General features: G+C 37.9%; 13 protein-coding genes. 1 reads left to right on the top strand and 12 read right to left on the bottom strand.

Annotation, left to right across the window (positions count from 1 at the left end):
* Positions 1–63: 63 nt before the first annotated feature.
* The 5 genes from FS608_RS09260 to FS608_RS09240 all read right to left on the bottom strand — a co-directional run bounded on the left by FS608_RS09260 (position 64) and on the right by FS608_RS09240 (position 6,516).
* Positions 64–1,677, bottom strand: coding sequence for a response regulator (locus tag FS608_RS09260; RefSeq protein ID WP_186328657.1), 1,614 nt, complete (start codon positions 1,675–1,677; stop codon positions 64–66).
* Positions 1,658–3,484, bottom strand: a complete 1,827-nt coding sequence (locus FS608_RS09255) for a cache domain-containing sensor histidine kinase (RefSeq protein ID WP_144549219.1) — start codon at positions 3,482–3,484, stop codon at positions 1,658–1,660. The genes FS608_RS09260 and FS608_RS09255 overlap by 20 nt, the downstream gene beginning before the upstream one ends.
* Complete coding sequence (locus FS608_RS09250; RefSeq protein WP_144549216.1) at positions 3,474–4,508, bottom strand: autoinducer 2 ABC transporter substrate-binding protein; 1,035 nt, start codon at positions 4,506–4,508, stop codon at positions 3,474–3,476. The genes FS608_RS09255 and FS608_RS09250 overlap by 11 nt, the downstream gene beginning before the upstream one ends.
* Positions 4,509–4,665: 157 nt before the next feature.
* A complete protein-coding gene (locus FS608_RS09245; RefSeq protein ID WP_144549214.1) occupies positions 4,666–4,992 on the bottom strand; it encodes an L-rhamnose mutarotase in 327 nt (108 codons plus the stop codon).
* A 21-nt stretch (positions 4,993–5,013) separates the two neighbouring features.
* Complete coding sequence (locus tag FS608_RS09240) at positions 5,014–6,516, bottom strand: L-fucose/L-arabinose isomerase family protein (RefSeq protein ID WP_260871627.1); 1,503 nt, start codon at positions 6,514–6,516, stop codon at positions 5,014–5,016.
* Positions 6,517–6,630: 114 nt separating this feature from the next.
* Here FS608_RS09240 and FS608_RS09235 point away from each other — a divergent pair, with 114 nt between their 5' ends.
* Positions 6,631–7,506, top strand: coding sequence for a helix-turn-helix domain-containing protein (locus tag FS608_RS09235; protein ID WP_144549211.1), 876 nt, complete (start codon positions 6,631–6,633; stop codon positions 7,504–7,506).
* A 23-nt stretch (positions 7,507–7,529) separates the two neighbouring features.
* Here the strand turns inward: FS608_RS09235 and FS608_RS09230 are convergent, their stop codons facing one another.
* From FS608_RS09230 to FS608_RS09200, 7 genes are all read right to left on the bottom strand, one after another.
* Positions 7,530–8,444: a DMT family transporter gene (locus FS608_RS09230; protein ID WP_144549209.1), complete on the bottom strand. Its 915-nt coding sequence runs from the start codon at positions 8,442–8,444 to the stop codon at positions 7,530–7,532.
* Between the two features lie 299 nt (positions 8,445–8,743).
* Complete coding sequence (locus FS608_RS09225) at positions 8,744–9,949, bottom strand: two-component system sensor histidine kinase NtrB (protein WP_144549207.1); 1,206 nt, start codon at positions 9,947–9,949, stop codon at positions 8,744–8,746.
* Between the two features lie 197 nt (positions 9,950–10,146).
* Positions 10,147–11,355, bottom strand: coding sequence for a 4-hydroxybenzoate 3-monooxygenase (locus FS608_RS09220; RefSeq protein WP_144549205.1), 1,209 nt, complete (start codon positions 11,353–11,355; stop codon positions 10,147–10,149).
* Between the two features lie 37 nt (positions 11,356–11,392).
* Positions 11,393–12,241 carry a DODA-type extradiol aromatic ring-opening family dioxygenase gene (locus tag FS608_RS09215; protein WP_144549203.1) on the bottom strand — a complete coding sequence of 283 codons (849 nt, stop codon included), beginning with the start codon at positions 12,239–12,241 and terminating at the stop codon, positions 11,393–11,395.
* 110 nt (positions 12,242–12,351) lie between these two features.
* Positions 12,352–12,537: a 4-oxalocrotonate tautomerase gene (locus FS608_RS09210; RefSeq protein WP_144549201.1), complete on the bottom strand. Its 186-nt coding sequence runs from the start codon at positions 12,535–12,537 to the stop codon at positions 12,352–12,354.
* A gap of 216 nt (positions 12,538–12,753) precedes the next feature.
* Positions 12,754–13,536: a 2-keto-4-pentenoate hydratase gene (locus FS608_RS09205; RefSeq protein WP_144549199.1), complete on the bottom strand. Its 783-nt coding sequence runs from the start codon at positions 13,534–13,536 to the stop codon at positions 12,754–12,756.
* A 21-nt stretch (positions 13,537–13,557) separates the two neighbouring features.
* Complete coding sequence (locus tag FS608_RS09200) at positions 13,558–14,334, bottom strand: 2-keto-4-pentenoate hydratase (protein WP_144549196.1); 777 nt, start codon at positions 14,332–14,334, stop codon at positions 13,558–13,560.
* Between the last annotated feature and the right edge of the window lie 10 nt (positions 14,335–14,344).

Here is a 14,344-nt window from a genome sequence, read left to right as displayed (position 1 = left end):
GGGGTCGTTTTTCGGCTATTTTCTAAAAATTAAAAAAACCTCCTGTTAAGGAAGTTTTTGATGTTAACTAGTTTTTAATTTTTGCTTATATTTAGAAGGGACTTCTCCTAAATACTTTTTGAAGAGTTTGCTGAAGTATTTTGTGTCTGTATAACCGACCTTTTCTGCTATGTCATAAATTTTTAAATCCGTTGTTAAAAGTAAATCTTTCGCTGTTTCAATTCTTGTTTTTGTAACATAGTCTAAAACGGTCTCTCCTGTTTGATTTTTAAAATACTCACAAAAATACGTTGGATTCATTGGAATCTCCCGTGCAATCTTTTCAATCGTAATATTCTCTCCAAGATTGTCTAAAATCCATTGCTTTGATGTTTTTATAGGATCCGATTGTTCCTTTTTGTTTATTTGGTCTAAGCTGGTAAAAACCTTCTGCATCCAATCGCTTAAATGTTCTCTAAGAACTCTAAAATTAGAGGCTCTTTTTGTCAGATGAAGCGCTTCGTGTATTAATGGAATTTCATCCTTTGTGTTTGAGTAGGTTAACAAGTGATTCACAACCTGAACGGTTAGTAATTGAATGTTTCGTTCAATTTCAATCGGTGCGTTAAGCTTTTCCAGCTCATTTACGAATTGTTTTAATAGGTCTCTCGTCTCATCGCCCTTTTGAAAACGCTCAAGTGATTGCAGGATTTTATTGATAATCTTCTCTATTCCCTTAGAATCTTTTACTTTATCTTTTTTGATGTCATTTCTTTCAATTGATGAAAAAGAAAATACTTGATTTCCGCCATAAATCAAACGGAATTGCAGCAAGGAGAGGAGATTATCCCTTATGCTTGGAAGGAGTGTCAGGTCTTGGAACATTTCGCTCACAGCGAGGGTATTGGATTGATGGGTCATGCTCCTAATTTGGTACTGAAGCTTTTTTGCCAACGAAAAAACAAAACCTTCCTCAGTGTCCTGGTTTTGAATCAACACCCAAAAGCAGGACACGTCCCCCTTCCATAGCCAATAAGAACAATGGATATCATTTTGTTCCACGATATTAATAATGACATTTTCTACACTCTTAGATTCTTGTTCAGGGATAGGGTTTGGATTAGCTGCCGAGACACCATCCTTTGATATGTTAATCAGAAAATAATTTCCTTGAGGAAAATCCCTTGTCCAATCCAATTCAGACAAGTCTCTTTCCAGACCTCTAGTTAGTTCACTCAATAATTGACTCTGTTTGACAAAGTGCAGCTCAGTATCTATCTCCTCCAGCCGTTCTTCTTCTGCCCATTTTTGATAAATTTTTTCTTTTACCCGCCCGAGCTGCTGCCTGAATTCATCACGGATAATCGGCTTGACTAAATAATCAACAGCCCCTTCGCGAATGGCCGTTTGCAGATATTTAAAATCATTAAAGCCGCTTATGACAACCGCTTCAAATGAAACAGACCTCTTCAATTCCTTAATTAAATCCAGTCCATCCATACCGTGCATTTTAATATCCGTAATTAATAAATCAAATTCCAGTTCTTCCTGACGAAAGTAGTCAAGCAGTTCAATTCCACTTGAAAAACTCCCAACGATTTCAAACTCCTCCGAGCATGCTTTTACTAAACGTTCGATCCCCCGTCTAATACGAGCTTCATCATCAACCACTACAGTTCTAACCTGCTTTGTATTCAATCTCCTCAACTCCTTCCACAAACTCTCCCAATTTCTCCTGTGTAATTAAAGGAATCTTGATGGAAACCTCAGTTCCTTGGTTTAACATACTATCAATTTGTAATCCATAATGTTCTCCAAAGATCATGACCACTCTCCCATGGACATTAATTAAACCAAATTGAGAGTCCCTTCTCCCCATTGGATCTGAATCTAGATATTTATTTAGCTCTGATAGTATTTTTTCAGGTATCCCAGGACCATTATCCTTTACTTTGAAAATAACTTCTCCTTCATTTGGAGAAATCGTTAAAGTGATCTCTATCTTAAAATTTTGCTGATGGTCAAGCCCATGTTTGATGGCATTCTCAACAATTGGCTGTAAAATAAACTTTGGAGTAAAAAAAGCTTTTGTATCGAGTTCCTCATGGATTAGGAATTCAATTCGATCTTCAAATCTAATCTTTTGGATGGTTAAATAGTCTTTTATGTGCTGGACTTCCTCATCAACCGAAACCATTTTACTTTTATTGTTGATTGAAAATCGTAACATCCGCCCAAGGAGGGACACCATTTCTACCACCGTATCATTTTCGCCTTCCTCAACAGCCATTCCGATTGTTTCTAGCGTATTGTACATAAAATGAGGGTTAATCTGAGACTGCAGGGCATAAAGTTCTGCTTCCTTTTGCTGCAATTTAATTTGATAATTCATTTTAATAAGATTTCTAATCTCTAACACCATTGAATTATAGCTTTTTGATAGAATCCCAACTTCGTCTGAACTATTAATGGAGAGATCTACATCAAAAATTCCTTGTTCAACCTTTTTCATTAGTTTTGTTAAACGATGAATAGGTCTTGATACATTCCAGGCCAGAAAAATACAAATAACTGTGCTCAGTAACACAACGACAATAAAAATGATAATGGTGGTATTACGAACCATATCGGTTCTTTCCGTTAAATTTTTCAATGGAACGCTCTGCTCAAGTACCCAGTCATCAGGACTTGTTCTACTTATACTAATCAGTCTGTTTTCTTCCTTTGAAGTCGTTCGAAAACTACCGTTAATATTGGGATATTCAACTAAATCTTTATTCATGCTGCCAATTTTTTGCTTAGTAGTATGGTAGATAATGTAACCGCTTTTATCCAGAAGTGAAATTTCCGCATTTTTATTTGTTTTTATATTCTCAAATATCGTTTGAAAGGATGTCATTTCGATTGCAATAAACATTGTACCTAGATTCATACGATTTTCTGTATCGGTAATCTGCCTCATTAACAAGATGTAAGGGGGGTTATCCTTAAATTTCAGATTGGTTTGGCCCGGAAAAATAACAGCCTGTTTCCCATTTAACTCCATATCCTGACCATATGGCAGTTCAATACTCTCGAAACCCGAATAAGACACTTTTGAACTTTCGAATAATCTATTTTTAGATAAAATAAATACGCCTAATATATCCGAATTTCCACCATTTATATAGGTTTTCTTTAAATAGCTATTTACGATAAATTTATCCTGTAATAATGATGAATTGTTTTGAAAGGAATCCTTTCTTAACACCTCAATTACTGGTCCTGAATTATAGAGGAGGTCTGGAAGCTGCCTTAAATCACGAAGATAGTCATTGATTCGTTCGTGTGCCTGTTCCAAAAGTTTTGGTATATTCTCACCTACTTGTTCTTCAATTGATTTTGTATATTGATTGTAGGCAGCATAGCCTAATAAAGCCATTGGTATGACGGTAATGAAGATATAGGTAACAATCAATTTGGTCATTAGTTTTAAGTTTTTGAATTCTTTATATTTAAAAATCATATTGACTCACATTTTCCTTTGTAAAATCAATTGGTTCCCCCATAATCACCATATCATCGTTAACACTAATTTTTCCCACTTGAGGGATATCCTGTCTATCATATGGTTTAATCCCGTAAAGAAGATTTGCAGCTAGCGCAACTGTTAGATATCCAAGTTTTTTGGGGCTCCAAAGGGTAACCACCTGGGCCGCATCTATTTTTAAATATTCATTCATTGGGTTTGGTGAAGATAACCCAACAACGGCAACCTCACCTGATTTTCCTGCTTCTTTTGCAGCTTGAGCAGCAGCCGGGGGCCCAACGGAAGAATTCCCAATGATCCCTTTTAGCTTGGGATAATCTTTTAAAAGCTTTTTGGCTAGTACGTAAGCTTTATGCGGGTCATCATCCGACGCCACTACTTTCACTAGGTTCATTTTTGGATAATATTCCCTTTGTTGAATTTTAATCCAGCTAAGCCATAAATTTAAATTAGCTGCAGATTTTGCCCCGGTAATAACAGCAAACTCCCCTTCTTCATTTACAGTCCAGGCAAGTGTATCCATCAAATGCCGCCCCAGTGTCTCAGGGTCCACCATATTAATAAAAAACTCCCTAGAACTTGAGTGAGTATCTGCATCCCACGTGATCACCTTGATATTCCGGCTTTGTGCTTTTTTCATTACAGGCACCAGCTGATCTGGATCATTTGCAGAAACGGCAATAACGTCTACCTTCTGATCAATTAATTCATTAATAATCTTCACTTGCTGAGTGGCATCAGCTACAGCAGGACCTCGATAAATCACATTAACCCCTAGTTCCTCGCCTGCCTCTAACGCTCCTTCTTCAACCGCATTAAAATAGGGAATATTAATGAGTTTTGGAACGAGTGCAATAGTAACCTGCTTCCTTACATTTTTTTGCGTTGGGCTTTTCACTTCCCCTTTTGAATAAACAATTTCATAGTCAGTGTGTTTATTGCAACCGCTTGCAATTAGTAGTAAAAGTAAGACGAACAAGCTAGTACCTTTTCTTACCATCTTCTATCTCCCCTATTATTCCGATAAAAACAGGAGCAACAATATGTAGTTTAATATCGTTCGAAAATTCCTATTTTTCAATTTATTTTAACACAGTTTGATTCTATTGGTTTATATAAATAGGAAAAAAGGCGCCTTAACGCCTTTCTCATTGTTTTTATTTCAAATAAAATATTTCCCTCATGGGGTGGATAGGGTCCTGTTCGTTAAAATCAAACGAACCTTTGACCATTTTTGAGGTAATAGCATTCCAACGATTGCAGGCATCACTCTTGGCTATATACTCAAATGCTGCTTCGACATCATCACATTCAAAACAATAAAAAAACTGGTTTCCATTTTGAAAGATAGAATAATTTTTGATTCCTGCCTTGCTATGTTCTTCAAGGATCTCATTCCAAGGATTCAGATGAAGATTGATATATTCTTCTAAGTATTCTTCTTTTATTTCCCATGTCCATGCGTATTTTTTGCTATTTTCCATTTTTATCAACCACCCAAGATTTTATAGTGTAACAGACTTACAGCTTAATAGTTCTCCTACTTTAGTAAACAGTGAAGCATTGTTGCCGATGGACAGGGCACAATGGTGTGTTGGTGCTTCATGGAACCACTTTTCCATGTAATGATCTGGATGATCCTTAAACTTTACAGGAGTTTGTGTGTTGCCAATTCGCATGATTGGTCCGTTAGTTGAAATTCCTTCGCTTATGATCAACTTAAGTTTGCCATCTCCTGTCTGGGTAACATTCAGGGTTGTTACAGATCCGGTTTTGACCTTTGCTTCAACCGAGACACCAGTCCCCTGCTTTCCATGATATAAGCCCATCCCCCTAAGGATTGGTTTTCCATCAGAAATTGCTAAATGAAACGGCCCATCGTGACCGAGGAGAATCGTTTCATCAATATAATCCACAACCACTATTTCTGAAAAACTACCACCAGTTCCAAGGATATCGCAGATTTTCATGGCAATCGCTGTCTTTAGATCGCCTTCCCCTGAACACGGAACCCCTTTAGCGGTTAGTAAGGAATGGCCAACAATGAAGCCTGATTGCAGTTTCTCGTATTCACTATTTGGTGCTCCATGATAATAGTAAGTAAGTGCGTCAAGATCATATTCCCTCACTAACTTTTCTTGAGCAACAGCGACTTTACAAGACCACTCCAATTGTTCAGGAGTAGGTTTCTTTGCAATCGGGTCGGATGGAGAATCATCGATTATTTCAAAAAATTGGGATAGTTCCTCCTTTTTCCTTTGAACCTCATTATATGTTACTCCCTTTAACAGTCGGTCTAGGTCGCACATCTCCAAGACCTCAACATGCACCCCGGTTTGCGCTTGGATCATCGTAAAGTCACTATACATATCAAGCATTCCGCTGTAGGTATTACCGAGGAAACCAATACGGCTATGTCTCAAGGTACGGGGCACCGAAGCTACCCGAACCCATTCATTAATCTGATTCCAAGCCGCAATCGCTTCTTTTCTGTCAATTGTCCTTTCATTCGTAAGTGAAATGGCAGGAGTATAATCTAAGCCCAGCAATCCATTGACCACTCTGAATCTAATTCCGCTGCGATTAAAGGCATTAGCAATTTCTGGAGTCGGACAGGCCCCACAATGGGCAAGCCATTCTCCAGTTGTGGTTTGCTCGTAATTAATCCGTTCGGTTGGCTGGAGGTTCAGTATAACGGCTGGGGCTTTACAAATTTGATGGACTGGTAAAATAGCAGAACTGGTAGAATAAGTACCTGAATGGCAAAATACGATATCAACATTTCTTTCATTAAACCATTCCCCTGCTCTTCTTGCCTCACTCTCCGAATCAACTAAACCGAAATTAAACACTTCACCATAAGCTGACATTTTTTTCTCAATAAAACTGCCATATTCCATTATTCTTTCTTTTAATCCAGGGAATTGATTCCAGTATGCCTGGAGTCCTATCGTGTATAAGCCAACTCTCCCCTTTTTTATAGGTTTAATAGGTGCGAGTGTTTGCAATTAATCCCCTCCCAAAAATAATACTTTATTATTAGATTGTAGTCGCTTACAATCTATATAACATCAAACTATCTTGTTCATTTTTAACAGTTTATTGCTTTAGGAGGATGATGAATGGCAACATTTAAAGAACGAGCATCCTATGATTGGACAGAAGATTCTATAAGGATTATGGCTACCCCAAGTGCCATTGCAAAGAATACGTTTTTTTATGTACAAGAAATAGGCAGTTTCCAAACAAAGCCCAACTATTTTACAGAAAGAGAACATCTTCCTTCCTATTTAATTGTTTTCACACGAGGTGGTAAAGGTTACTTAACCTATGAAAATAAAAAATATACCTTGCTCCCCAATCAGATTTTTTTTATAGATTGTATGAACTACCATTATTATGAAACTGATAAAAATGATCTTTGGGATATACTTTGGGTGCATTTCAATGGCCCAGTTGGTCAGGGGTATTATCAATATTTTAAGAGACACGGTTCTCCTGTAGTATCAGTGTCCGGAAATTCTACTATTACTCAAATTATGAGAACCTTGTTAGATGCTCAGCAATCACATGATTTACATAAAGAACCGTTATCTTCTAAATTAATAACAGATTTATTAACAGAGCTTATTTTTGCGGCGAACCCAATTTTCTCCTCTGGGGCACTCATTCCAGATTCCATTAGTACTATCATGATTGAGATGGAAAAGCGGTTTAACTCAAGGTTCTCACTTGATCAGTTAGCCTCTGAGCATGCTATTAGTAAATTTCATTTAGTGAGAGAATTCAAGAAATATACAGGATCTAGCCCAAATGAGTATCTGATTAAATGTCGAATCTCCTATGCTAAAAAGCTATTAAAATACTCGGACCTTTCCGTATCCGAGATTGCTTTTTCAGTGGGAATTGAGAATGTCAGCCATTTTATTAATTTATTTAAATCGAGGGAACAACTCACCCCCCTTACATACCGAAAACAATGGCAGAAACAAAATTAGTCATCCCTGAATGGGATGACTTTTCACATTGCCACTTTATTTGGTCCAGTAGAAATCGCATTTTTAATCGATGGCATATTCGCAATAAATACCCCGAGCAATACCAAAATACCCCCAAGGATTTGATTCAGCAAGATATGATTTCCTAGAATAAAATGGGAGGCAAGGATGGCCACAAATGGTTGAATATTCATGAACATTGAAGCTGTACCAGCGCCAACTTTTGCCACACCTTTATTCCACCAAAAGCCGGCAACTCCTTGAGCGATAATCCCAGCAAAAGCTAATAATATCCACATGAAAAGAGAATGGCTGATATAGGAGCCGCTTACCAAATTTTCAACTCCTGCTGCAGGAATCATCAGTACACTTCCTAGTACGGTCGAGTAAACAGTAATAATAAAGGTATTCATGGTTTTCGCTAAACCTCGAATAAATAATAGACTAATCGAGAGGCAAAGCATGGCGATTAGAATGTTAAAATCGCCCCATGAAATTCCCAAACCACCCTTTCCAACTCCAATTATTGAAAAAACACCAATTAAACTTATAATGGCTCCTGCGGATTTTTTTACCGTAAACTTGACCTTAAAGATGATCCGTTCCAATAAAATTGTTGCTATTGGTGCCAAGGAAATGATTAATGAGGCGTTTGCCGGTGTTGTATGATGCAGCCCAGTAAAGTAAAAGGTTTGATTTAACAGAGTTCCAAAGATTCCAACACCAACTAGGAATTTCCACTCTGAAATGGTGGGACGCTTTATTCCTTTATGAATCAAGGCAACGATAATCAAAAAAAGTGAGGTACAACAGATTCGAACAGTTGATAAAAAGACAGGTGAAAAGTCTTGAAGCAAATAGGCACTGATTGGATAATTTAACCCCCACAAAACAGAAACCAAAAAGAGACTTATAAAAGCTTTTATTGTACTAGACATTTATATAAACAACCCTTCTAGGACGTTTTCATTGATAACTTTTATAGTATAGCACGGTATTTCGCATATCGAAAGAATTATCTTTTTCCTAAGGGTCAAAATAATCGACTTAGAGAAATCATCCTCCAAGCATTAGGAGAATTCTTTCACCCACAGCTCTGCTCGAATGAGGTCATCAATTCTTATATGTTATTAGTCTATACAGAGCTATAAAGGATTTAATATAGCTCACCTAATAATTAAGAAAGGGCTATATGTACACAAAAAACTCGCCGCAAAAAAATTTTGGCGAGTTTTCTTCATATTTTTTTATTTTGGTTTTCAACTAAAGCTCGCTGAGTATCTTGATATACATTATCTAAAGGTAAACAAATAGTAAAAGTAGTTCCTTGATTTGGAAAACTAGTCACCTCAATCGTTCCTCCATGATCCTGAATAATTTTCTGACAAATAGATAGCCCTAACCCCGTTCCATCAGATTTCGTTGTATAGAATGGACTAAAGATTTTCTTCAGATTTTCCGCTTCTATACCTACACCCATATCGCTAATCTCAACTACCGCTTTGTTCTCCACTTTTAATAATCGAATCGTAATATCTCCATCTTCAACCATCGATTGAATGGCATTGTTTATTAAATTTACAAAAACTTGGACCATTTTATCAAAGTCCATTGGTAAAAACAGATCGGGATTGGAATCCGTGTATATGATTTGATGTCCCGAACTACGGGCTTTAGATTCGGTTAATACGATTACTCTCTTTAAACACTCGTGGATGGCATATGTTTGGTATAAAGAAACATTTGGTTTTGAAAATTGGAGGAATTCGACTGTTAACTTATTCATCCTACTGACTTCACTAAGGATTAAATCATACCAAGGTTTTATATTATAATTATCCTCTTTGGAATGTTTGAGAAATCCTTGGATGATGGTCAAAGGATTTCTAATTTCATGTGCGAGGCCACCTGCCATTTCACCTAAAAGTTTCATTTTTTCCTCTTGATAACGCAATTCCTCCCGTTTCTTCTCTTCTTTGAGGAGATTTTTTGCTCTCTCTGTCTCAATGATGTATTGAATGATAAGCACTACAGCTATAGATGTTAAGAAGTCCGACCCAACTGCAAGTACGCTATAGGCATCGACAGGAGTATACGAAATTCTTATTAATGTGTAAAAGGCAATCAAGACAAAACCAAGAAAAACCCCTTTAAGGACACCCTTGATTTGAAATAAGAATTTACTAAGTAAGATAATATAAATGGAGAAACACCAATTCAACTGGCTTGTGAAATGAAACAATAGTAACGAAAGGATCTCAAAAGCCGCTATATAAATAAAATAGCGGGGGTAACTCCTTTCCAAATAAATGCTTGTTATAAAAATAATGCCTAGTAAAATCATGAAAAAGTGGTTTTGGGATTTATCCAACGTTATCGAAGAAAAAATCACAAATACAACATAAATAGGCAAGACGACATGGTACATTAAACGAAAAAACATATATTTCTCTCCGATACATTTATCTAAAGGTTGTCCAAATGATTATACTCGATTTTCCGGTCAAAAACCTCAGACTCATTATACCATTATAAATAAGAAGACTGTCCTGTTATGTTAAAGGACAGTCTAAAAAGACAGGGATGCTTTCTTAAAGTAAAACCGAACTAGCATGAAACTAGTACGGTTTATTTTAAGGGCTATTTTTGCGATAATTCATGCTTATATAAAGGAAGATCAAACGGTAAACCGACATAGTTTTCAGCTAGGTTTGCAGCTGCATTTCGGGATGATGTAACATTATCAAGTTCTGTCAACTGAATGCCGTATTCAAACGGACTATGGTTTTGGTTGGTATGAAGGATGGTGGTCATCCACCATGAGAATCTTTGTGCTCTCCAAATCCTTTTTAGACATGTTTCGGAATACTTTCGCAGGATATTTTGATTACCTTGTTCATAAAATTCTCTAATCCCCTGGCTCAAAACTAGGATATCTGCTACAGCTAAATTTAGTCCCTTTGCTCCTGTTGGAGGCACGATATGTGCAGCATCTCCAGCTAAATAGAGACGTCCATATTGCATCGTTTCACAAACAAAGCTTCTCATAGAAACAATATTTTTTTGTATAATTGGTCCCTGTGGAAGTGTCCAGCCTTCCATATCAACTCTCGCATGCAGTTCTGACCAAATTCGATCATCTGACCAGTTTGCAATATCATCCTTTGGGTCAACTTGAAGATAGTGGCGCTGAATAAATGGGGTACGGGTACTTAGTAGAGCAAAACCTCGTTCATGGTGGGCATAGATTAACTCTGGGTTCACTTGAGGTGTCTCGGCAATAATCCCCAGCCATCCAAATGGATAGATTTGCTGTTTTTCAATTCTTTTGCTTTTTGGGATGGATTGTCTACTTGGTCCATGAAAACCATCACAGCCCGCAATAAAATCACATTCAATGACCTGAGGCTCACCAAATTCATTCGTATACTCTATTGTGGGTTGAGTAGATTCAATATTTACTAGTTTAACATCGCTAACATTAAAGAAAATGGTCCCATTAGCTTTTAATCGGGCAGCAACCAAATCCTTAATGACTTCATGCTGAGGATATACCATAATTTTTTTTCCGCCGGTTAACTCGGCGAAATCAATACGGTGTCTATTTCCATTAAATTGCAATTCGATCCCCTCGTGAACATGCCCCTCCCTCATCATTCGTTCACCGACACCAGTGGCATTTAATAGGTCAACCGTTCCTTGCTCTAAAACCCCAGCACGAATGGTTCCTTCAATTTCTTGGCGTGAACGGGATTCAATGATAATAGATTCTATTCCTTGTAAATGTAATAGATGAGATAACATCAGCCCCGCTGGACCGGCTCCGATTATTCCTACTTGAGTACGCATATATAAACCATCTCCTCCTTCCTTTTCTTTAGTAAATTTATTTAACAAATTCACTTTCAACTTCAGCTTTTAAATTTGCTGTTTCGCTTTTTTCAAATGTAATTAGCGCATTCCAGCTTCCCGAGGACTGGCCTTCTGCTAGATAAGTAGGTACACAATCATCCTCAATCATCGTGAATAACATGGCGAGATGTCGCCCTCCTGATTCCACTCTTGCCATTCTTGCATATTCCGGAAGCATGTCATAAGCCGCTTTATAATCTTTTTTCATTACAAATTCAATAAACTGCTTATCCAAAGCATGTTCAGAAAGAGTTGGCTTGTTATGTCTGCCTCGGACTATATTGTGGGATAAAGCACCGCTTGAAAGAAATACTACTTTTTTATCACTTTCACGCAATATCTTAGCAATTACTTGCCCCCATTTATACGTTTCTTCTAAACTCGCTGCTAGTGTAACTGATAAATTTATAACTGGGATGTCCTCGTCTGAGACCAAATACCGTAAAGGGACTAAACTTCCATAATCCCATATAAAATAAGGATCGTTCACTCCTTGAACTTGAAGATTAGCCTCTTCCCCCGCTTTTACAAGTTCATTTGCCAATTTTTCATCCCCAGGATAATGATAGCGAACATCCTTTATTAAATCAGGTGCCTCAAACGCAGTAAGAATCCCTTTATGAACAGGCGTACAGTCGACATAATGGAAAAAGGTTGATGGCCAATGACAGGAAACTAACACAATAACATCTGGATTTATTTCTTTAATTTGTTTCCCCATTTTTTTCATTTCTCTTGCCATGTCCTGTTGGAATTCTGGTACTTGATCCTCGTCACAGAGGCTGGGAACATGAGGCACTAACAAACTCAATTCTATCGTCATAATAACCTCCAAAACTTAAATTTATTTAGTTAGCGCTTACATCAGATATATACGTTCTTGGGAGTATGACGGAATATCCTATATCGTCATACTCTCCCTTTTAATGTTGGTTACTTTTTCGAAACAGGTACTCCAGCTATTCCCCAATGAGATTTAGGAATTTCTGTTACAATGACTCTTATGCTCTCTTTTGGAGCATCTAATGTTTCTGAAACAGTATTAGTAATATTGTGAATGACTTGTTCTATTTTCTCATTTGGTCTTCCTTCTAATATTTGAACATTAATAATTGGCATGTAAATGCTCCTTTTTTAAAATTAGGCTCTGTTAATGGTGCCTGTTGATTTCCGCTCCAGGCACGAGCGGTTCGCGGGCGGTCCGGGGGAGCCTCCTCGTCGCTGCGCTCCTGCGGGGTCTCCCCTGCCCCGTCCTCCCGCAGGAGTCTACGTGCCTGGAACGAAGGTCAACAGGGTGCCAAAATAGACAATAAGCTATAACACAGCCAAAAAATATTAATCAGTTACTGTAAAGGCCACTTCACCTAGACCGTCGAATTTACCGCTTACAATATCCCCATATTTCAATTGAACCGCACTTGTAATCCCGCCTGTTAGAATTACATCACCCTTACGGACCTTTTCTCCTTTTCTTGCCAGCATATTGGCAAGCATGGCAATGGAATTTGCAGGGTGGCCAAGGACCGCAGCTCCTGCTCCCAATTCCTTGATTTCGCCATTGATCGAAAGCGTTGCACCAACTAAATCGAGTTCAAATTGCTCCGGCTTTTTAAGGGTCGTACCAAACACCACTCTTGAAGTTGAAGCATTATCCGCAATCACGTCGGGTAAGGTAAATTGAAAATTTTCGTACCGGCTGTCAATAATCTCTAAGGCTGGTAAAACATACTCGGTTTTAGCTAAAACCTGAGCCCCTGTTACGCCAGGACCTTCAAAATCTTCTCCAATCACAAACGCGATTTCAGCCTCAACTTTTGGGTGAATTAATTCATGTAATGGCACCTGACTGCCATTTTCAATGATCATATAATCAAACACATACCCATAAATCGGTTCTTCGATCCCCATTTGTTTCATTTTGGCCTGACTTGTTAATCCCATTTTCGGGCCAATAATTTTTTTTCCTTCATTTAATTTCGAATGTACAATTTCTTGTTGTACTTGATAAGCTTCTTCCACTGTTAAATCAGGCTTCAAGTTTACTGTGACTTTGGCAACCTCGCGCTTATCAAGCTCCGCAGATTCTAAATAGTGTGCAATCTCTTTGTATTGACTCATCCTCTTTCCTCCTTTAAAAGTTTAAAACCGTACACTGACCTGACCGATATGAGCGAATCTTGCCGTAAATGTATCTCCCTTTTGAGCGGCTTCTGCTGCTGATAAAGCCCCTGAGAGAATCACTTCGCCTGCTTTTAGCGAAATATCGAATTCGGCTAATTTATTCGCTAACCAGGCAACACACTTTGCTGGATTTCCTAAAGCAGCTGCACCGACCCCCGTATTGACGAGCTCACCATTTTTTGTGAGTACCATGCCAATTAATTCAAGATCAATATCGGCTATTTTTGTTGGCTTACCGCCAAGTACATAAAAACCAGATGAGGCATTGTCTGCCACTGTATCAGCCAACTTAATTTTCCAATCTTTTATTCTACTATCAACGATTTCAAGAGCAGGTACAATATAATCGGTTGCCTGAATGACATCAAGCGCTGTTAGATTTGGCCCTCGCAATTCCTTTTTTAGGATAAAGGCAATCTCCGCTTCTACTTTTGGTTGAAGAACTTGCTCTATATTAATCTGACCACCATTTTCTACCACCATACTATCCAGCAAATGTCCGTAATCGGGTTCATCTACACCTAGTAAATTCTGCATCGCCAAGGAAGTTAATCCGATCTTTTTCCCTACTATGATTTGCCCCTGTTCTATTTTGCGATGAATGTTTTCCAATTGAATATAATAGGCTTCTTTTACTGTCAGCGTTGAATCTACTGAGGTAAGTGGAAGCGTACCAATCCGAGTGCTCTCCGCTTCAGCTAATTGTTCTGCATATTGCTTTATTTTGTCCGTCAAAAGAATAACT

Source organism: Bacillus sp. X1(2014) (genome assembly GCF_007678255.1).
The sequence above is the reverse complement of the archived record's forward strand: the minus strand, read 5'-3'. Positions and strand labels throughout refer to the sequence as shown.